Below are 17717 nucleotides of genomic sequence, written 5' to 3' on the forward strand. Positions count from 1 at the left end.
GAGTGTAGAACCCCAGCCTGAACGATCGCTAAGGAAGTTCGTACCGACCGGTAACGTGCCGGTGCCTCACGAGGCGATCTGGGTGAGGAGTCGGTCGGCCGCCGTGTACGGGTCGATGGTGCCCTCGGCCACCCTGACGGCGAGCGCCGACAGCTCCGTGCCGTCGCGCAGCGAGCCGATCCGGTCGCGCAGCGCGCCGAGCGTGATCGCCTCGATCTCGGCGGCGGCCCGCGCCTCCTGCCGGCGGCGCAACTCTCCGTTCTCGACCAGCCAGCCGCGGTGCTTGTCGATCGCGGCGGCGATGTCGTCGATCCCCTCGGCGCGCGCGGCGACCGCCCGCACCACCTGCGGCCGCCACTGCCCCGCCCCCCGCTCACCCAGCGCGATCATGCCCTGAATATCACGGACCGTCGCGTCGGCGCCGTCCCGGTCGGCCTTGTTGACCACGAAGACATCGGCGATCTCCAGGATGCCGGCCTTCACCGCCTGGATCGCGTCCCCCATGCCGGGGGCGAGCAGCACCAGCGTGGTGTCGGCGAGCGAGGCGACCTCCACCTCGGCCTGACCGACACCGACGGTCTCCACCAACACCACGTCGCAGCCAGCCCCCTCCAGGACGCGGACCGCCTGTGGGGTGGCCGCCGACAGCCCGCCCAGGTGACCCCGGCTGGACATCGAGCGGATGTACACGCCGGGGTCGGTGGCGTGGTCCTGCATCCGGACCCGGTCACCGAGGATGGCCCCGCCGGTGAACGGGCTGGACGGGTCGATCGCCAGCACACCGACCCGGCGTCCCCGGGCGCGCAGCGCCCGCACCAGCTCGTTGGTGGTGGTGGACTTGCCCACGCCGGGCGAGCCGGTCAGGCCAACCACCTGGGCCCGACCGGCGTACGGCGCGAGCGCCGCCGCGATCCGGGGCAGCGTCTCGTCGCCGGACTCGACCAGCGTGATGAGCCGGGCCACCGCGCGGGGGTCGCCCGCGCGCGCCCGCTCGACCAGCACGGGTACGTCCCGACTACGGCGAACCGGCGTCGCCACTGCCGCGGCGTCGTCGAGAGCGTCAGTCACCGTGCCTCGCAAACCCGACTCACCGTTCGCTCTCGGCACCCGCCGGGACGTGGATGATCAGCGCATCGCCCTGGCCGCCACCGCCGCAGAGTGCCGCCGCGCCGGTGCCGCCGCCGCGCCGCTTCAGCTCAAGCGCCAGCGTCAGCACCAGCCGGGCGCCGGACATGCCGATCGGGTGGCCCAGCGCGATGGCGCCGCCGTTGACGTTGACCTTGTCCGGACTGACCGCGAGATCGCGGGTGGACTGGATGCCCACCTGGGCGAACGCTTCGTTGATCTCGATCAGGTCGAGGTCGTCGACGGACAGGCCGGCCTTGCGCAACGCGTGCTGGATGGCGTTGGACGGCTGCGAGTGCAGCGAGTTGTCCGGGCCGGCGACGTTGCCGTGCGCGCCGATCTCGGCCAGCCAGGTCAGCCCCAGTTCCTTTGCCTTGGCCTTGCTCATCACCACGACCGCGGCGGCGCCGTCCGAGATCGGCGACGAGCTACCGGCGGTGATGGTGCCGTCGGAGGTGAAGGCCGGGCGCAGTTTGGCCAGGGATTCGACGGTGGTGTCCGGGCGGATACCCTCGTCATCGTTGATCACCAGCGGGTCGCCCTTACGCTGTGGGATGACCACCGGGGCGATCTCGTCGGCGAAGTGGCCGTTCTTCTGGGCGGCTGCGGCGCGCTGGTGGCTGGCCACGGCGAAGGCGTCCTGCTCCTCGCGGCCGATACCCCTCGTGGTGCCGTGCCGTTCGGTCGACTCCCCCATCGAGCAACAGTCCCAGGCGTCACTGAGACCGTCGAGGGCCATGTGGTCCTTGATCACCACGTCGCCGTACTTGTAGCCGCCGCGCTGGCCGAGCAGCAGGTGCGGGGCGTTGGTCATCGACTCCATGCCACCGGCCACCACGACGTCGAACTCGCCCGCCCGGATCAGCTGGTCCGCCAGGGCGATCGCGTCCAGGCCGGAGAGGCACACCTTGTTGATGGTCAGGGCCGGCACGGACATCGGGATGCCCGCCTCGACGGCCGCCTGGCGGGCCGGGATCTGTCCGGCGCCGGCCTGAAGCACCTGCCCCATGATCACGTACTGGACCTGGTCGGGGGTGACGCCGGCGCGCTCCAGCGCCGCCTTGATCGCCACGCCGCCGAGCTTCGTCGCGGAAAGGTCCTTGAGGTTGCCGAGCAGGCGCCCCATGGGGGTCCGAGCGCCGCTGACGATCACCGAAGCCATGCCTGCCTCCGAGGGGGTGCCGACCTGTACGCCTTAACGATTGTTCGGCCAGACTAGCGCCATGGCTGAGAACTCCCCCGCCGAGTCCGCTGCGGACTACGTCACAGACATCGGGCTGCGCCGCATCGACCACGTCGGTGTCGCCGTCCCCGACCTGGACACCGCGATCGACTTCTACCAGCGCACCTTCGGGATGCGCTGCGTGCACACGGAGACGAACGAGGAGCAGGGCGTCCGCGAGGCGATGCTGGCGGTCGGGCCGACCGCCGAGGGCGGCTACGTGCAACTGCTCGCGCCGCTGCACTCGAAGAGCACGATTGCGCGGTTCCTCGACCGCAACGGGCCGGGGGTGCAGCAGGTCGCGTACACCGTGACCGACATCGACGCCGCCTGCGCGAAGCTGCGCGAGCGCGGCCTACGCCTGCTGTACGAACGGCCGAAGCGCGGCACGGCGGACTCCCGGATCAACTTCGTCCACCCGAAGGATGCCGGGGGCGTCCTGGTCGAGCTGGTCGAGCCCGCCGCGGGCCGTTGAGAGGAAGGGCCCCTGTCGACGTCTGACGCACAGCGGGGGGCCCGGCTCGCACCCGTCGGTAACGCGGCGGAGCACGGCACTGCGCGGTTCTCCACACGGCCGGGCAGCTTCACTCATCGCCCGATGCACTTTTTCACACAGGACTTCCGACTCTAACTACCGTTCAGTAACGTCCGGCCCCACAGCAGCGCGGCCGGTGCCGGATCGTGTCGGATGCCGACGTGGTGGGCGGCCGCACCGGCGCCGACGACGGCAGCACCCGTGCCCCCGACGCGCGGGTGCGGACGAACGGGAGGTCGACGTGCAGGACATCCTCGAAGCGATCATGGCGGCGGAGGGCGCGGCGCAACCAGAGCGCGAGTTGGCCGGCATCTCCGGGCTGCCGGTACCGGAGTCCTACCGGGGCGTCGTCGTGCGTGCCGACGAGACGCGCATCTTCGACGGGATGGCCACCCGCGACAAGGACCCGCGCAAGGCGCTGCACGTCCAGGAGGTGCCCACTCCGGAACTCGGCCCCGGTGAGGCGCTGGTCGCGGTGATGGCCAGCGCCATCAACTACAACACGGTCTGGACCAGCATCTTCGAACCGCTGTCGACCTTCAAGTTCCTCCAGCGCTACGGGCGGCTCTCCGAGCTGACCAAGCGGCACGATCTCCCCTACCACGTGGTCGGCTCCGACGCGGCCGGCGTCGTGCTGCGCACCGGTCCGGGCGTGACCCGGTGGAAGGCCGGCGACGAGGTCGTCGCGCACTGCCTCTCGGTGGAGTTGGAGGACTCGGCCGGCCACGACGACACGATGCTGGACCCGCAGCAGCGAATCTGGGGCTTCGAGACCAACTTCGGCGGCCTCGCCGAGCTGGCCGTGGTCAAGGCCAACCAGCTCATGCCGAAGCCGCGTCACCTCAGCTGGGAGGAGGCGGCGAGCCCGGGCTGGTGAACTCCACCGCGTACCGACAGCTCGTCTCCCACCACGGCGCCAACATGAAGCAGGGCGACGTGGTGTTGATCTGGGGTGCCTCGGGGGGCCTCGGCGGCTACGCCACCCAGATGGCGCTCAACGGCGGCGCGATCCCGGTCTGCGTGGTCTCCTCGCCCGACAAGGCACAGCTGTGCCGGAAGATGGGCGCGGAGCTGGTCATCGACCGGGCCGCGGAGGGCTTCCGGTTCTGGACGGACGACGAGACCCAGGACCAGGACGAGTGGCGCCGGTTCGGCGAACGGATCCGGGAACTGACCGGCGGCGAGGACCCGGACATCGTCTTCGAGCACCCGGGCCGGGAAACCTTCGGCGCCAGCGTCTACGTCACCAAGCGCGGCGGCACCATTGTCACCTGCGCCTCGACCAGCGGCTACCAGCACCAGTACGACAACCGCTACCTGTGGATGCACCTGAAGCGGATCGTCGGCAGCCACTTCGCCAACTACCGCGAGGCGTGGGAGGCGAACCGACTGGTGGCACTCGGCAAGATCCATCCCACCGTGTCGAAGACCTACACGCTGGAGCAGACCGGCCAGGCCGCGTACGAGGTACACCGCAACGCGCACCAGGGAAAGGTCGGCGTCCGTTGCCTGGCCCCCGCCGACGGGCTCGGCGTGCGGGACCCGGAGTTCCGCGCCCGGCACGAAGCGGCGATCAACCGGTTCCGCGGCCACTGACCGTGTGGACGAGGCGCCGCGACCATTGCGGTGAGTGGCATTGCCTTTCCACTGTCCGCGGCGGGCACTCATTCGAGTGAAACCAGGCAGGGTTGAGAAAGGGCCGCGGGGACGTCCCGCGGCCCTTTTGCATGCCGCCACGCGGGCTCCGCACCGCCTCCGGGAGCTGCCAAGATCGCCGTTTGGTCGGGCCCGCCGACACCAACGCGTTGACCATGTAAAGAGGACGCGAAAGGTAGGGGACGCTCTTGCGAAGCACCCCGGGGCGTCTGCCAGTATGTCCCAATGCCCCAGCAGCAGTCCTCCCCTCTTGCGTTCTTCGATAACGCGAACACCCAACCTGATTTCACCGTCGGTCTGCGTGGATACAACACCGGCCAGGTCGACGACTTCATCGGTCGACTCACCGCCGCGCTGACCCAGTCCGAGCAGGCCCGTGCCGAGGCCGAGCAGCGGATGAACGACGCCCAGCGCCGGCTTCGCCAGGCCGAGCAGCGCATGAGTGCCCTGGAGCAGAAGCTCGCCGACACCAACAAGCAGCTCGAGGAGAACAACCGGCCGACGCTGTCCGGCCTCGGCACCCGCGTCGAGCAGATCCTCCGGCTGGCCGAGGAGCAGGCGAACGACCACCGCAACGATGCCAAGCGCGAGTCCGAGGGGATCCTCTCCGCGGCCCGCCTCGAGGCGCGGGAGATCACCGACAAGGCGCGGGCCGAGGCGGCGGCGATGAAGGCCACCGCCGAGCGGGAGGCGGGCAACGTGCGCACCGCCGCCGAGCGGGAGGCGGCCGAGGTCCGCGTCCAGGCCCGGCGCGAGGCCGACACGCTGCGCGCCGACGCCGATCGGGAGACCAAGCAGCTGCGCACCGTCACCGCCCACGAGGTCGCCGAGCTGAAGTCGACGGTCGAGCGGGAGGTGGCCACCCTACGGGCCACCGCCGAGCGCGAGATCACCCAGCAGCGGGCGAAGGCCGCCCGGGAGGCCGAGGAGAAGCGCGCCGAGGCGACCAAGCTGCTCACCGACGCTCGCGACAAGCGCGACAAGGACCTGCAGGCCCTCGACCTCCAGCTCGCCGAGCGCCGTGAGAAGGCCGAGCGCGAGGAGTCGGAGCGGCACGCCGCCCAGGTCGCCCAGACCCAGAAGCTGGTCAGCGAGGCCGAGCAGCGGGCGCACGCCGCGCAGGAGCGGGCCAAGGAGATCGAGCAGCGCGCCGAGGCACGCCGGGTCGAGTCGGAGCGGAACGCGACCGAGACGGTGGAGAAGGCCCGTGCCCACGCCGAGAAGACGCTGAACGACGCAAAGGCGGAGGCCCAGCGCCTGCTCACCGAGGCCCGCACGGAGGCCGACCTGACCACGCAGGCGGCCCGCCGCGAGGTGGAGGACCTCACCCGCCAGAAGGACGCTGTCACCTCGCAGCTCGGCCAGATGCTCTCCGGGCTGGCGGGCATCGTGCCGGGCGTCCCGGCCGACAAGCAGGACGGCACGCAGGACGGCAAGGCCGAGGACCCGCAGCCGCGGGAGACCGCCGAAGCGTCCAGCTGACCGAGCCGCCGGGGCATGATCGTCGGCGCGGGGCGGCACCGGGTGACCGGTGCCGTCCCGCGCCGTACACGTTTCTCGACGCGTGCGACGGGGCAGTGAAGCCGTCCCGGCCGACGCGTCCGTATCGCCCCAGGAGGGCCGGTTGCGTGTGAGGATGGGAGCATGTCGCACGGCGAGGAACTGTTCGCTCTCGGCGGGGATGTGACCACGGAGCCCAGCTTCGAGTCCGCACTGCGGGGGTACGAGAAACGACAGGTCGACCGGTACGTCGCTCGCGCGGAGCACGAGATCACCACCCTGACCGCCGAGCGGGAGCAGGCCTACACCCAGATCCACAAGCTGGCCGGCCAGGTGGAGGTGCTCCAGCGGGACCTCGCCCAGGTCCGCAAGCAGGTGGGCGTCGTCGACCGCGCGTCCTTTCGCCACCTCGGTCCACGGGTCGAGCAGATGCTCACCCTCGCCGAGGAGCAGGCGGAGGACATCCTCGCCGCCGCCAACGAGGAGATCGACGCCCGTCGGGACGCCGCCGAGCACATCATCGACGAGGCCCGGGAGCAGGCCGCCCGGGCCCTCAAGGACTTCGAGATCGCGCTCGCCGCCCGGCGCGCCGAGGAGGATCGGCACACCCGGGCCCGCAAGGCCGAGGCGGATGCCGCGGTCAAGGCAGCCGCCGAGGAGGCCGCCCGGCTGCGCAAGAGCGCGCAGGCGGCACTGGCGAAGGCCCAGGAGGAGGCGACCCAGCTCCGAGACACGGCGAAGGAGATCCACACCCGCGCCCAGCAGGAGGCGACCAAGCTACGCGAGGCCGCCCGCGAGGCCCGCGCCAAGGCCCAGCAGGAGGCAACGGAGCTGCGGGACGCCGCCAAGGAGGTGCACGCCAAGGCCCAACAGGAGGCCAAACGGCTCGTCGAGCAGGCCACCGAGGCGAGCCGGGCCACGCACGCCAAGGCCCAACAGGAGGCAACGGAGCTGCGGGACGCCGCCAAGGAGGTGCACGCCAAGGCCCAACAGGAGGCCAAACGGCTCGTCGAGCAGGCCACCGAGGCGAGCCGGGCCACGCACGCCAAGGCCCAACAGGAGGCAACGGAGCTGCGGGACGCCGCCAAGGAGGTGCACGCCAAGGCCCAACAGGAGGCCAAACGGCTCGTCGAGCAGGCCACCGAGGCGAGCCGGGCCACGCACGCCAAGGCCCAACAGGATGCCAAGCAGATCGTCGACGACGCCAGCACCGCCGGCCGGGCCACCCGCGACAAGGCCCGCCAGGAGGCGGAGCGGCTCGCCACGCAGGCGGCCGAGGCCGCGAAGGGCCGACGCGCGGAGGCCGAGGCGTACGTGCAGCGGACGCGTACGGAGACCGAGGCGTACGTGCGGCACGCCCGCGCCCAGACCCAGGAGGAGCTGGGCGCCTGGCGGGCCGGTGTGGAGAAGGAGGTCGTCAGCCGACGGGAGGCGGCCGACCGCGAGCTGACCCAGCGTCGTACCGCTGCCGACCAGGAGTTCGCCACACGTCGAAACGACCTGGAGAAGCAGTACCAGACACGGCGCACCGAGTTGGAGAAGCAGCACAGGTCCCACCAGCAGAGGCTGGAGTCGGGGATCGCCGCCCGGCGGTCCGAGCTGGAGTCCGGATTCGAGACCCGCAGCGCCGAGCTGGAATCGGAGTACACCGCCCGAAAGAACGAGATCGAGGGCGCCGCCGACGCGATCCGCCGGGCCGCCGAGCAGGACGCGCTGACCATGCGCCGCCACGCCGAGGAGGAGTCGACGGCGCTGCTCAGCCAGGCCGAGCAGGAGTCCGCCGAGAAACGCCGGAGGGCGGACGAGCACGTCTCGGCGTCCCGGCGGCAGTTCGAGGAGTACGCGGCCACCACCCAACAGGCCCTGGCGACCACTCAGCAGCACCTCGCCGCCACCCAGCAGGAGGCGGCGGCCGGGCGCCAACAGCTTGCCCAGGTGATGCTGGAGATCGCCCAGGCGCAGCAGCAACTCGCCGACCTACGCCAAGAGACCTGGCGGTCCCGGCAGGAGTCCGACGAGCTGCAACGGCGGGTGTCGGAGCTGCGGCTGGAGCTGGCGAGCGCCCCGGCCGGGCCAGCCGGCACCGCGGCACCCGCTGTCGCCGCGGCACCGGCAACCGGCACCGACGGCGCGGCGACGCTCGCGACGGTCCGGCCGTCGACGCCAGCCAGCAGCAACGGCGCCACCCCCACGGCAGGCGCCGCCACGCCGAGCGCCGGCGACGGCAGGGCCACGACGGCGAGAGCCACGGCGTCCGTCGCCGGGCCGCAGCCGGACACGGACGCTGGCAGGGTCGGCCCGGAACCGGCGGACGGCCCGGAATCGGCGGACGGCAGGAACGGCCCGGCGAACCAGCCGGACGGCGAGCCGGTCGACAAGCGTGACGCTGGCAAGGTGGAACCCGCCCAGGCGGGCCAGCCCGCCCGGGGGCGGATCGAGCCGGCCACCGAGGGGCCGGCCCGGGACGCGGTGGCCTCGGTGACCACCAAGGACGGCGGCACCGCCAGCGCCGGGGTGGAGGGCGAACCGACCGTCGCCGCCGTGCCGGGCGAAGGCGGCCGGGACGCCACGCCCGCGAAGATCACCAGCACTGGCGAGAACGGCAACCGGCCCTCGAAGCCGACCACCGACGAGCGCAGCGCCAAACCAAGCAAGGTCGTCGTCGAGAAGGACTGACGCCGTCGTGGCCCGGCGGCGAGCCGGGTGCGGACACCGACCGCCGCAGCCGATGGCCGTGGCCCGGACGGCCCGCTAGGCTTCCGATCGGAACCGCGCTCGTGGTCCACTGTCGGCTGCTCCGGCCACCACCGGAGGGTGATCCGCAGGAGGTCCGGTGGCACAGGGCAAACCGGCGGGGCCGGAGCCAACCGAGGGACCGGAGCCAACCGAGGGACCGGACCGGGCAGCCGCCGACCGAGCCGACGCGGGTGGTGGTGACGCACCGCACGCGCCGCAGGCCGACACCCGTAACGACCCGGGCGGCGCCGACCCGCCAGCGTCGGCGGCCGACGGTCCATACGCCAACGGGTCGGGGCGGTTCGGGGCACCGGGGCTGCCGTTGCGGCGCAGCAGTTTCCTGACCGGGTTCACCGGTGGGCTCGGCGTGCTCCTGGCGTACGCGCTCTTCCTGGGGCTGCGAAACGCCGTCGGCGTCCTCGTTCTCGTGGTCATCGCGCTCTTCCTCGCCGTCGGGCTCTACCCGGCGGTCGCACGGCTGCGCCTGCTCGGGCTGCCCCACCCGCTGGCGGTGACGGTGGTCGCCCTGACCGTCCTGCTGCTGCTCTGCGGTGGTGTGGTCGCCCTGGTGCCGCCGATCGTCACCCAGTCCGGCCAGTTCGTCGACCAGTTCCCGAGTTACCTGGAATCGCTGCGACGCAACGAGACGATCAACGAGCTGGTCGAGCGGTACGACCTGATGGAGCGGGCGCAGAACGCGGCGAACGCCGACACGGTGGGTCGCGCCCTCGGTGGGGTGCTCGGCGGTGCCCAGTTCGTCTTCGGCACCGTCTTCCGGACGCTCACCGTGTTGGTGCTCACCATCTACTTCCTGGCGTACTTCGACCGGCTGCGCGCGCTCGGGTACGCGTTGGTGCCCCGGTCCCGCCGCCAGCGGGTACAGCTCATCGGCGACGAGATCATCACCAAGGTCGGCGCGTACATGGTCGGCGCGCTCACCATCGCGGTGCTCGCCGGCACGACGACGTTCGTGTTCGCGTTGATCGTCGGGCTGCCGTACCCGTTCGCGCTGGCCGTGGTGGTGGCGGTGACGGACCTGATCCCGCAGATCGGCGCCACGCTCGGGGCGGTGGTGGTGAGTCTGGTCGGCTTCGCCGCCGCCCTGCCGGTGGGGATCGCCTGCGTGGTGTTCTTCCTGGTCTACCAGCAGCTGGAGAACTACCTCATCTATCCGAAGATCATGCGCCGGTCGGTCGAGGTGAACGAGGTGGCCGCCCTGGTCGCCGCGCTGCTCGGGGTCGCCCTCCTCGGCGTCGTCGGGGCGCTGATCGCGATCCCCACGGTGGCGGCGATCCAGTTGATCCTGCGCGAGGTGGTCTTCCCGCGCCAGGACCGCCGCTGATCCCGACCGGGCCGACCGCGTCCGCGGTCACCTTCCGGCGGGCGGTCCGGCCCCGACGCTCGGCGAGTGGCCGACTCACGGCCGGGGATCCACGATCGGTCGGCGGTACCGGCCCCAGGCGACGAACCTCTCGAACAGCTCGCGCGGGCTCGGCCCGTCATCGGGATTGAGCCGGAACAGGTCGTGCGCCGCCTCGTAGTAGAGGCTGGACAGGTAGATCGCCAGGTCGACGGCCTTGCCGTCGAACTCGACGATCAGCAGGAGACGCGCCTGCGCACACGGCCACGGCTGGGCGCACGCCCGGCACAGCCAGAGCGGGCGCATCGGCAGGTGGGCCTGGTGTCCCGGCGGGTACGGGCCAGGGCGGTCCGGGTGGGGGCCAAGGCCGGGCTGCGGTAGCCGGGTGAAGATCATCACCGGCCTCCGTTCGGGCGGGACCGCTGAGCCGGCGTGAGGTTGCCGGCGCGGCCGGGGCCCTGGGTCGGCAGCGCCCGGGTTGGCTGGAGCCAGGCGGCCGGCAGGTTCGCCCCGCGTACCCGGCGGGGCAGCGGCGGCACCACCTCGGTTCGGCATCGAAACCAGCGGATACGCACGTCGACCTCCTCGGAGTTGGCAGGGCCACCCGCCACGGCAGACAGGGTGACCCCGGAGCGGGAACCGCTTCGTCCACTTCGGAAGCGGAGCGGGTCCGCGTGGATGACAGTCTGGTGCGGACACCGCTAGCCTCGGAATGCGTTCGGGCAGGTCGCGGCGAGGGTCTACGGATCAGGGGCGGCGGCTGGCGACGCCTGGCGATCGTGGCGATTCTCTGGAGGTCCGGTGGAACGTGAGCAGCAGACCGACCTGATCCGCGCCCAGCTCCGCAGGCAGCGGACGCTGGCCGGGATGAACCAGGAGGAGTTCGGCAGGCGCGCGAACTACTCGGCCTCCACGGTGTCCGCGGTGGAGACCGGCACCAGACCGGTCGACCTGCCGTTCGCCCGGCGGGCCGACGAGATCCTGGAGACCGGTGGTTTGTTCGAGTCCCTGCTGCGGTCAGCGCAGCGGGACGCCCAGCCCGAGTGGTTCATGCCCTGGGCGAAGGCGGAGCGCGCCGCCCGCCACCTGCGCTACGTCAACCCGACGCTGGTTCCCGGTCTCTTCCAGACGGAGAACTACGCCCGCGCCGTGATGCGGCTCCACGACACCCGGCCGGAGGCGGAGGTCGAGGAAATGGTGGCGGCCCGGCTGGCGCGGCAGGAGATCCTGACCCGCGAGCGCCCGCCGCAGGTGGTCGCCGTGATCGACGAGTCCGTGCTGCGCCGGGCCGACGCGATCATGGCCGAGCAGCTCGCCCACCTGCTGCGCATGACCGAGCTGCCGCACGTCCACATCCACATCGTTCCGGCCACCGCCGGCCTGCACATCGGACTGTGTGGGCCACTCGCGCTGGCCATGCTGTCGGACGGGACCTGGGTCGGGCACCTGGACACCCAGCTCTATGGCCAGGCACCCGAGACCGAAGAGAAGGTGGCTAAACTTCTGGGTATCTGGGAGTGCGGGCGGGGCGTCGCCCTTCCCGAAGATCTCTCGATCGCCCTGATCAAGGAAGTTGAGAGCCAGCATGGACCTCGGTAGCGCCCGATGGAAGAAGTCCACCCGCAGCGGCGCAAACGGCGGCGAGTGCGTCGAGGTGGCCGACAACCTGCCCGCGGTCGTGGCCGTCCGGGACAGCAAGGACCCGGCCGGGCCGGTGCTCGCCTTCGACCCGGAAACCTGGCGCTCGTTCGTCGACTTCGCCAAGCGGCACTGACCCACCAACCAGGGAAAGCCCGTCGCACGAAGCCGCGGTGCCGTCGTCGCTACCGGACCTGACGCACCCCGGCGGCGCGCCCCCGCCGATGCCGTCGTTCACGAACGCTCCTGGCTCCCCTCCCCCGGCCCCGCCGGCCCGGGTACCGGGGTGTCGGCGAAGGCCGCGACGGTGCGGTCGGCGTACGCGCTCACGTCGCCGGTCTCCATCGGGCCGTCCCAGCTGGTCGGCAACGGCACCGGCGCGGCCGGGTTGACCCGCCGGACGATCTCGTCGAGCACGGTCTCCGCGTCGCCGACCCACAGATGCTTGGCCCCCGGCACGCCGACCACCTCGGCCCGCGGCACCGCCGCGAACCGCTCGCGGGCCTCGTCGGGCCGCAGGTAGTCGTCGAACTCCGGCACCAGAGCGGTGAGCGGTTTGCCGGCGGCGGCCCACTGCGCCAGGTCCTCGGCGGTGGAGAACCGCAGTGGCGGGGAGAGCAGGATCGCCCCCGCCACTGCTGGGTCGTTGCCGTACCGCAGGGTCAGGTCGGTGCCGAACGACCATCCCACCAGCCAGATGTCCGGCAGCTCGTGGAACTCCGCGTACTCGATGGCGGCGGCGACGTCGTACCGCTCGCCGACCGCGTTGTCGAAAGATCCCTCGCTGGTGCCGCGGACGCTGCTGGTGCCCCGGGTGTTGAACCGGAGCACCGCCAGGTCGGCCAGAGCCGGCAGCCGCCACGCGGCCTTACGGAACACGTGGCTGTCCATCATCCCGCCGTGGGTGGGCAGCGGATGCAGGCAGACGAGGGTCGCCACCGGCTCCCGGTCGGCCGGGCGGGCCAGCTCGCCGACCAGGCGCAGACCGTCGGCGGTGTGCAGCTCGATCTCCTCGCGGCGGCCGGGCAGGATCGACGAGGCGCGGATGGATGTGCTCACCCGCACAGTCTCCCGCGCCGCCCGCGCGACCGCCCGGCCGGGCGGAAACACGGTGATCCAGATCGCCCGGATCGGGCGACTCAGCCGTGCCGGGGCGCGCCGCGCCCCCGCTGGACGACCGGCGCCCGCCGGTCCCGGGCCCGCCAGCAGCCGCCGTGCCAGTGCCGGCGGTCAGCCAGGTCGCCACGCTCGTCCGCCGGCCAGGCCACCACATGCGCCACACCTGGCCGGATCTCCTGGTCGCAGCCGGGGCAGCGGTACGTCTTGACCGACGCGCCGCCGCTGACCCCCCGGACCTGCCAGTCGCCGTCCCGCCACCGTTGCACCGACGCCACACCTTCGCGCGCCCGGTCCGAGTCCAGGCGCGTGGTCTCGTCACGGCGGGTTCGGTTGCGTCGGGGGCTCACCCAACCAGCGTACGGCCGGGCGGGCGGGACCCGCGGTTCGGCCGGTGCCGGAGCGGCGGAGCGCACCCGACGCCGGCGGCTCGGGTCAGCGGCGGGTGTGGTCGCGGAAGCCGCGGCCGGTCTTCCGCCCGAGGTACCCGGCGGTGACCAGGTGCTCCAGCAGCGGCGCCGGGGCGAACCCGGGCTCGCGCAGCTCCAGGTACAGCTCCCGCTGGATGGCCAGCGCGACGTCCAGGCCGACCACGTCGAGCAGCTCGAACGGACCCATCGGGTAGCCACAGCCGAGCTTCATCGCGTGGTCGATGTCGTCGGCGGTGGAGTAGCTGGCCTCCAGCATCCGCACCGCGTCGTTGAGGTACGGGAAGAGCAGCGCGTTGACGACGAACCCGGACCGGTCCCCGCAGACCACGCCGGTCTTGCCGAGCGCCGCGCAGACCGCCTTGGCGGTGGCGGTGGTCTCGGCCGAGGTGCGGATGGTCCGCACCACCTCCACCAGCGGCATGATCGGCGCGGGGTTGAAGAAGTGCAGACCCACCACGTCGGCGGGCCGCTGGGTGGCCATCGCCACGTCGATCACCGGCAGCGACGAGGTGGTGGTGGCGAGCACGACGCCCGGCTTGCAGATCTCGTCGAGGCTGGCGAAGAGCGCCTTCTTGACGCTCAGCTCCTCCACCACGGCCTCCACCACCAGGTCGACGTCGGCCAGGTGCTCCAGCGTGGCGGACCACGTGATCCGGCTCAGCGCGGCGTCCCGGTCGGTCTCGCTGAGCTTGCCCCGCACGACACCCTTGTTGAGCGAGGTCTTGACCGCCTCGAAGACCTTGGCGGACTTCTCCGCACCCCGGGTCACCGAGACCACCTCGTACCGGGCCTTGGCGAAGACCTCGATGATCCCGGTGGCCATCGTCCCGGAGCCGACGACGCCAATCTTGGTCACGGCCGCGGGGTTCGCAAGCTCACTCCTCGCGCTCCCGGTGCCACTCTCGGCATGGCCGTCGGCCAGCGCCGGCTCCGTGTCCACCGGCGTCTGCTCGTCGGGGACGACCACCGGCGAGCCCGGCCGCTCGTAGGTGTAGAAACCCCGGCCGGACTTGCGGCCCAGCAGCCCGGCGGTGACCATCTGCTTGATCAGTGGCACCGGGGCATGCCGGCGATCCCGGCCGCCGCGCCGGTACATCGTGTCCAGGATCTCGTACGCGGTGTCCAGACCGATCAGGTCCATCAGGGCGAGCGGGCCCATCGGCAGACCGCAGCCGAGCTTCATCGCGGCGTCGATGTCCTCGCGCGTGGCGTACCGCGACTCGAACATGCTCACCGCGTGGTTGAGGTAGCCGAAGAGCAGCGCGTTGGCGATGAAACCGGCCCGGTCGCTGATCGTCACGTCGACCTTGCCGAGCCGCTCGCAGAGCCCCTCCACGTCGGCGACCACCTCGGGCGAGGTGACCACGGTGCGGACGATCTCGACCAGCTTCATGACCGGCGCCGGGTTGAAGAAGTGGATGCCGATGACCTGGTTGGGGCGGGTGGTGGCCACCGAGATCTCGGTGACGGAGAGCGAGGAGGTGTTGGTGGCGAGGATTGCCTCCGGCTTGCAGACCCGGTCCAGCTCGGCGAAGATGCGCTGCTTCAGGTCGAGGTGTTCGGGAACGGCCTCGATCACCAGGTCGACCGCGTGCAGCGCGTCCAGCCCAACCTGCCAGTCCACCCGGGCCAACAGAGCGTCCCGGTCGGCCGCCGCGAGCTTGCCCTTGGCCACCGCCCGGTCGGTCGAGCCGGTCAGGGTGGCCCGGCCGCGCTCCAGGGCGCCGTCAGAGATCTCGACCGCGACGACGTCGACGCCGTTGCGGGCGAAGACCTCGACGATGCCGGCACCCATGGTGCCCAGACCGACCACACCCACACTGGTGAACTCGCGAGCCACGACCGGCCTCCCCTGGTTCGCTCCACACAGCCGACATGAACGGCCGCTAAGGTTATGCGCGCGAGTCTGCCACGTGACGCAGGGTTGTCGAGACGCGGTGGGATATTTCACCACACCGCCCCGGTCGGCGGGCCCGGTCGGCCGGCGCGGGCTCCGCGGGGTCGGCCCGCAGCGGCCACCAGTTCGCCGGCCGCTCGAGGTGCGGACGGTGGACCGGGGCCCGGGGAGCTGGTCAGACCCGCGCGGCGTCGGCGGGCTCCACCGGGTTGGACGTGGCGTCCGACGTCTCGGACGACGCCGACGCCACCAGTTCCGGAGCCGACCCGGCGGGCCGAGCCTCGCCCGGGATGCGTTCCGATCCGGCGATCGGCAGTGGCAGGGTCGGCCGGTGGTCGCGACGCGACTGGCCGAAGCTCAGCCCGATCGGATCCGTCCGAGCCACCCCCGGGTCGTAGACCCGCAGCTCGGTGCGGCCGATCCGGAGCACGTCACCGTCGGCGAGGCGTTCCACTCCGGTGATGCGTCGGTCGTTGAGCCACGTGCCGTTCGTCGAGCTGAGATCGGCCACCGACGCCCCCTCCGGGGCCAGCCACATCTCGACGTGCCGTCGGCTCAGGTGCGGGTCGGCGACGACGACGTCCGCCGTCGGCGCCCGCCCGACCACCAACCGGATGCGTCCGAGCCGGAAGCTCAACCCTCGCATCGGCCCGCCGGCGACCGTCAACAGCGGCCGAAACTCCGAATGCTCCTCCATGGACAGTCTGCCCTCCACCCCGGGGTCACCCCGCGTCAGCCTGCCACCACACGGCAGCCGCCATCACCACCGGGCGGCCATCTCCCGGTCGTCAAGCCAGACATCTCCCATTCGGTTCTTCGGCGGCCGGTGTCCGGAATCCGATATTGACGGATGCGCAGCCCGCCCCGACGCACCCCGCCCCAACGCACGAGGCAGGGGCCCGTTCCGCCCGACGTCCGGGACCGCTCAACGGTCCGGGAGCGCTCACCCGCCCCGCAACCCCTACCAATGAGTAGTTCTCAGATCTAGACTTCCGTCATGACGGCTGTGAATGTCCCGGGCGTCCCGGTCATCGAGGACGGTCTGCTCGTGTCGACGAGTCCGGCGACCGGCGCGGAGGCAACGCGGGTGCCGGCCGCGACCGTGGCGGACGTCGAGGCGACGGTGGCCCGGGCCCGCGCCGCCGCCACCTGGTGGGCCGGGCTGGGTTTCACCGGCCGGCGGGAGCTGCTGCTACGCTGGCGCGGCCTGCTCGCCAAGCGGGTCGAGGAGCTCGCCGAGCTGGTGCATGTCGAGGGCGGCAAGCCGGTCGCCGACGCGATCGTCGAAATCGTCAGCGCCGTCGAGCACGTCGACTGGGCCGCCCGCAACGCCCGCCGGGTGCTCGGGCCACGACGGGTGCGGTCCCGGCTCGTGCTGGCCGAGTTCTCCGCCCACCTGGAATACCAGCCGCACGGCGTGGTCGGCGTGATCGGCCCGTGGAACTACCCCGTCTTCACCCCGATCGGATCGGCCGCGTACGCGCTGGCGGCCGGGAACACGGTGGTGCTCAAACCCAGCGAGTACACGCCCGCCGTAGGGCAGTGGCTGGTCGACACGTTCACCGAGGTCGTCGGCGAACAGCCGGTGTTCAGCGCGGTGCACGGGCTCGGTGACGTCGGCGCGGCACTGTGCCGGTCCGGGGTCAACAAGGTGGCTTTCACCGGCTCGACGGCCACCGCCCGGAAGGTGATGGCCGCCTGCGCCGAGTCGCTCACCCCCGTCCTGATCGAGGCGGGCGGCAAGGACGCGATGATCGTCGACGTCGACGCCGACCTGGACGCCGCCGCCGACGCCTGCGTCTGGGGCGCGCTCACCAACGCCGGCCAGACCTGCATCGGCATCGAGCGGGCGTACGCCGTCGAACCGGTCTTCGACGCCTTCGTCGACAAGGTGGTCCAGCGGGCGGGTCGGCTCACCGTCGGTGCCGACGGCGCCGACATCGGGCCGATCACCATGCCGAGCCAGCTCGACGTGATCCGCCGGCACATCGAGGACGCGCTGGCCCGGGGCGGTCGCGCGGTGCTGGGCGGCGCCGAGGCGGTGCAGCCGCCGTACGTACGGCCGACCGTGCTGGTGGACGTCCCCGAGGACTCGGCCGCCGTCCGTGAGGAGACCTTCGGCCCGACGTTGACCATCAGCCGGGTACGCGACACCGAGGAGGCACTCACCCGGGCCAACGCCCTTTCGTACGGCCTGGGGGGTTCGGTTTTCGGCCGGCGGCGGGCCGTGGCGGTGGCGCGGCGCCTACGCTCCGGGATGGCCTCGGTGAACTCGACCCTGACCTTCGCCGGGATGCCCACGCTGCCCTTCGGCGGCGTGGGCGACTCGGGCTTCGGACGCATCCACGGCGCGGACGGCCTGCGCGAGTTCGCGCGGGCCAAGGCCATCACCCGTCGCCGGGCCCGGTCGCTCCTGCCCGCGACAACCTTCGACCGCACCGACGCCGACGTCGCCCGGCTCGTCCGGGTCGTCAAGCTGATGTACGGACGTTGACCCTCGA

General features: G+C 71.9%; 15 protein-coding genes and 1 pseudogene. 8 read left to right on the forward strand and 8 right to left on the reverse strand.

Annotation, left to right across the window (positions count from 1 at the left end; translation table 11 throughout):
* Window positions 1–66: 66 nt before the first annotated feature.
* Complete coding sequence (gene meaB / locus QTQ03_RS13225; RefSeq protein WP_289278283.1) at window positions 67–1068, reverse strand: methylmalonyl Co-A mutase-associated GTPase MeaB; 1002 nt, start codon at window positions 1066–1068, stop codon at window positions 67–69.
* Between the two features lie 19 nt (window positions 1069–1087).
* Entirely contained in the window at window positions 1088–2287 is a 1200-nt protein-coding gene (locus QTQ03_RS13230; protein WP_289278284.1) for an acetyl-CoA C-acetyltransferase, read from the reverse strand.
* Window positions 2288–2348: 61 nt separating this feature from the next.
* On the opposite strand from QTQ03_RS13230, the gene mce reads away from it, so the two are divergent.
* The 5 genes and pseudogenes from mce to QTQ03_RS13255 all read left to right on the forward strand — a co-directional run bounded on the left by mce (window position 2349) and on the right by QTQ03_RS13255 (window position 10116).
* Window positions 2349–2822: a methylmalonyl-CoA epimerase gene (mce, locus tag QTQ03_RS13235; RefSeq protein ID WP_289278285.1), complete on the forward strand. Its 474-nt coding sequence runs from the start codon at window positions 2349–2351 to the stop codon at window positions 2820–2822.
* A gap of 301 nt (window positions 2823–3123) precedes the next feature.
* Window positions 3124–4478 (forward strand): annotated as a pseudogene (gene ccrA, locus QTQ03_RS13240) (crotonyl-CoA carboxylase/reductase).
* A 285-nt stretch (window positions 4479–4763) separates the two neighbouring features.
* A complete protein-coding gene (locus tag QTQ03_RS13245; RefSeq protein ID WP_289278286.1) occupies window positions 4764–6020 on the forward strand; it encodes a DivIVA domain-containing protein in 1257 nt (418 codons plus the stop codon).
* Window positions 6021–6182: 162 nt separating this feature from the next.
* A complete protein-coding gene (locus QTQ03_RS13250) occupies window positions 6183–8714 on the forward strand; it encodes a hypothetical protein (RefSeq protein ID WP_289278287.1) in 2532 nt (843 codons plus the stop codon).
* 157 nt (window positions 8715–8871) lie between these two features.
* Window positions 8872–10116 carry an AI-2E family transporter gene (locus QTQ03_RS13255; RefSeq protein WP_289278288.1) on the forward strand — a complete coding sequence of 415 codons (1245 nt, stop codon included), beginning with the start codon at window positions 8872–8874 and terminating at the stop codon, window positions 10114–10116.
* A gap of 75 nt (window positions 10117–10191) precedes the next feature.
* Here QTQ03_RS13255 and QTQ03_RS13260 read toward each other — a convergent pair whose 3' ends face one another.
* Window positions 10192–10530, reverse strand: coding sequence for a hypothetical protein (locus QTQ03_RS13260; RefSeq protein WP_289278289.1), 339 nt, complete (start codon window positions 10528–10530; stop codon window positions 10192–10194).
* Entirely contained in the window at window positions 10530–10745 is a 216-nt protein-coding gene (locus tag QTQ03_RS13265) for a hypothetical protein (RefSeq protein WP_289278290.1), read from the reverse strand. The genes QTQ03_RS13260 and QTQ03_RS13265 overlap by 1 nt, the downstream gene beginning before the upstream one ends.
* 190 nt (window positions 10746–10935) lie before the next feature.
* Between QTQ03_RS13265 and QTQ03_RS13270 the strand changes: the two genes are divergently transcribed.
* Window positions 10936–11733, forward strand: a complete 798-nt coding sequence (locus tag QTQ03_RS13270) for a helix-turn-helix domain-containing protein (RefSeq protein WP_289278291.1) — start codon at window positions 10936–10938, stop codon at window positions 11731–11733.
* Window positions 11720–11908 carry a DUF397 domain-containing protein gene (locus tag QTQ03_RS13275; RefSeq protein ID WP_289278292.1) on the forward strand — a complete coding sequence of 63 codons (189 nt, stop codon included), beginning with the start codon at window positions 11720–11722 and terminating at the stop codon, window positions 11906–11908. Before QTQ03_RS13270 ends, QTQ03_RS13275 begins: the two co-directional genes overlap by 14 nt.
* Window positions 11909–12006: 98 nt before the next feature.
* On the opposite strand, the gene QTQ03_RS13280 is transcribed toward QTQ03_RS13275, so the two are convergent.
* The 4 genes from QTQ03_RS13280 to QTQ03_RS13295 all read right to left on the reverse strand — a co-directional run bounded on the left by QTQ03_RS13280 (window position 12007) and on the right by QTQ03_RS13295 (window position 15913).
* Window positions 12007–12831 (reverse strand): alpha/beta hydrolase, encoded by an 825-nt coding sequence (locus QTQ03_RS13280; protein WP_289278293.1) that lies wholly within the window; start codon window positions 12829–12831, stop codon window positions 12007–12009.
* Between the two features lie 80 nt (window positions 12832–12911).
* The gene (locus tag QTQ03_RS13285; protein WP_289278294.1) at window positions 12912–13238 is read right to left on the reverse strand and encodes an Rv1322 family protein; all 327 of its coding nucleotides are present in this window, start codon (window positions 13236–13238) and stop codon (window positions 12912–12914) included.
* Between the two features lie 85 nt (window positions 13239–13323).
* Window positions 13324–15159, reverse strand: a complete 1836-nt coding sequence (locus QTQ03_RS13290; protein ID WP_289278295.1) for a 3-hydroxyacyl-CoA dehydrogenase family protein — start codon at window positions 15157–15159, stop codon at window positions 13324–13326.
* Between the two features lie 232 nt (window positions 15160–15391).
* Complete coding sequence (locus QTQ03_RS13295; protein ID WP_289278296.1) at window positions 15392–15913, reverse strand: FHA domain-containing protein; 522 nt, start codon at window positions 15911–15913, stop codon at window positions 15392–15394.
* A gap of 300 nt (window positions 15914–16213) precedes the next feature.
* Here QTQ03_RS13295 and QTQ03_RS13300 point away from each other — a divergent pair, with 300 nt between their 5' ends.
* On the forward strand, window positions 16214–17710 hold the full coding sequence (locus tag QTQ03_RS13300; RefSeq protein ID WP_289278297.1) for an aldehyde dehydrogenase family protein: 1497 nt from the start codon (window positions 16214–16216) through the stop codon (window positions 17708–17710).
* The last annotated feature ends 7 nt before the right edge of the window (window positions 17711–17717 follow it).

Source organism: Micromonospora sp. WMMA1363, assembly GCF_030345795.1.
Classification (GTDB): domain Bacteria; phylum Actinomycetota; class Actinomycetes; order Mycobacteriales; family Micromonosporaceae; genus Micromonospora.

What these genes read in the sequence shown, in the direction of transcription:
- QTQ03_RS13230 (WP_289278284.1), bottom strand. Translation starts at nt 2,287, where the DNA reads ATGGCTTCGGTGATCGTCAGCGGCGCTCGGACCCCCATGGGGCGCCTG.
- mce (WP_289278285.1), top strand. Translation starts at nt 2,349, where the DNA reads ATGGCTGAGAACTCCCCCGCCGAGTCCGCTGCGGACTACGTCACAGAC.
- QTQ03_RS13245 (WP_289278286.1), top strand. Translation starts at nt 4,764, where the DNA reads ATGCCCCAGCAGCAGTCCTCCCCTCTTGCGTTCTTCGATAACGCGAAC.
- QTQ03_RS13250 (WP_289278287.1), top strand. Translation starts at nt 6,183, where the DNA reads ATGTCGCACGGCGAGGAACTGTTCGCTCTCGGCGGGGATGTGACCACG.
- QTQ03_RS13260 (WP_289278289.1), bottom strand. Translation starts at nt 10,530, where the DNA reads ATGATCTTCACCCGGCTACCGCAGCCCGGCCTTGGCCCCCACCCGGAC.
- QTQ03_RS13275 (WP_289278292.1), top strand. Translation starts at nt 11,720, where the DNA reads ATGGACCTCGGTAGCGCCCGATGGAAGAAGTCCACCCGCAGCGGCGCA.
- QTQ03_RS13295 (WP_289278296.1), bottom strand. Translation starts at nt 15,913, where the DNA reads ATGGAGGAGCATTCGGAGTTTCGGCCGCTGTTGACGGTCGCCGGCGGG.
- QTQ03_RS13300 (WP_289278297.1), top strand. Translation starts at nt 16,214, where the DNA reads ATGACGGCTGTGAATGTCCCGGGCGTCCCGGTCATCGAGGACGGTCTG.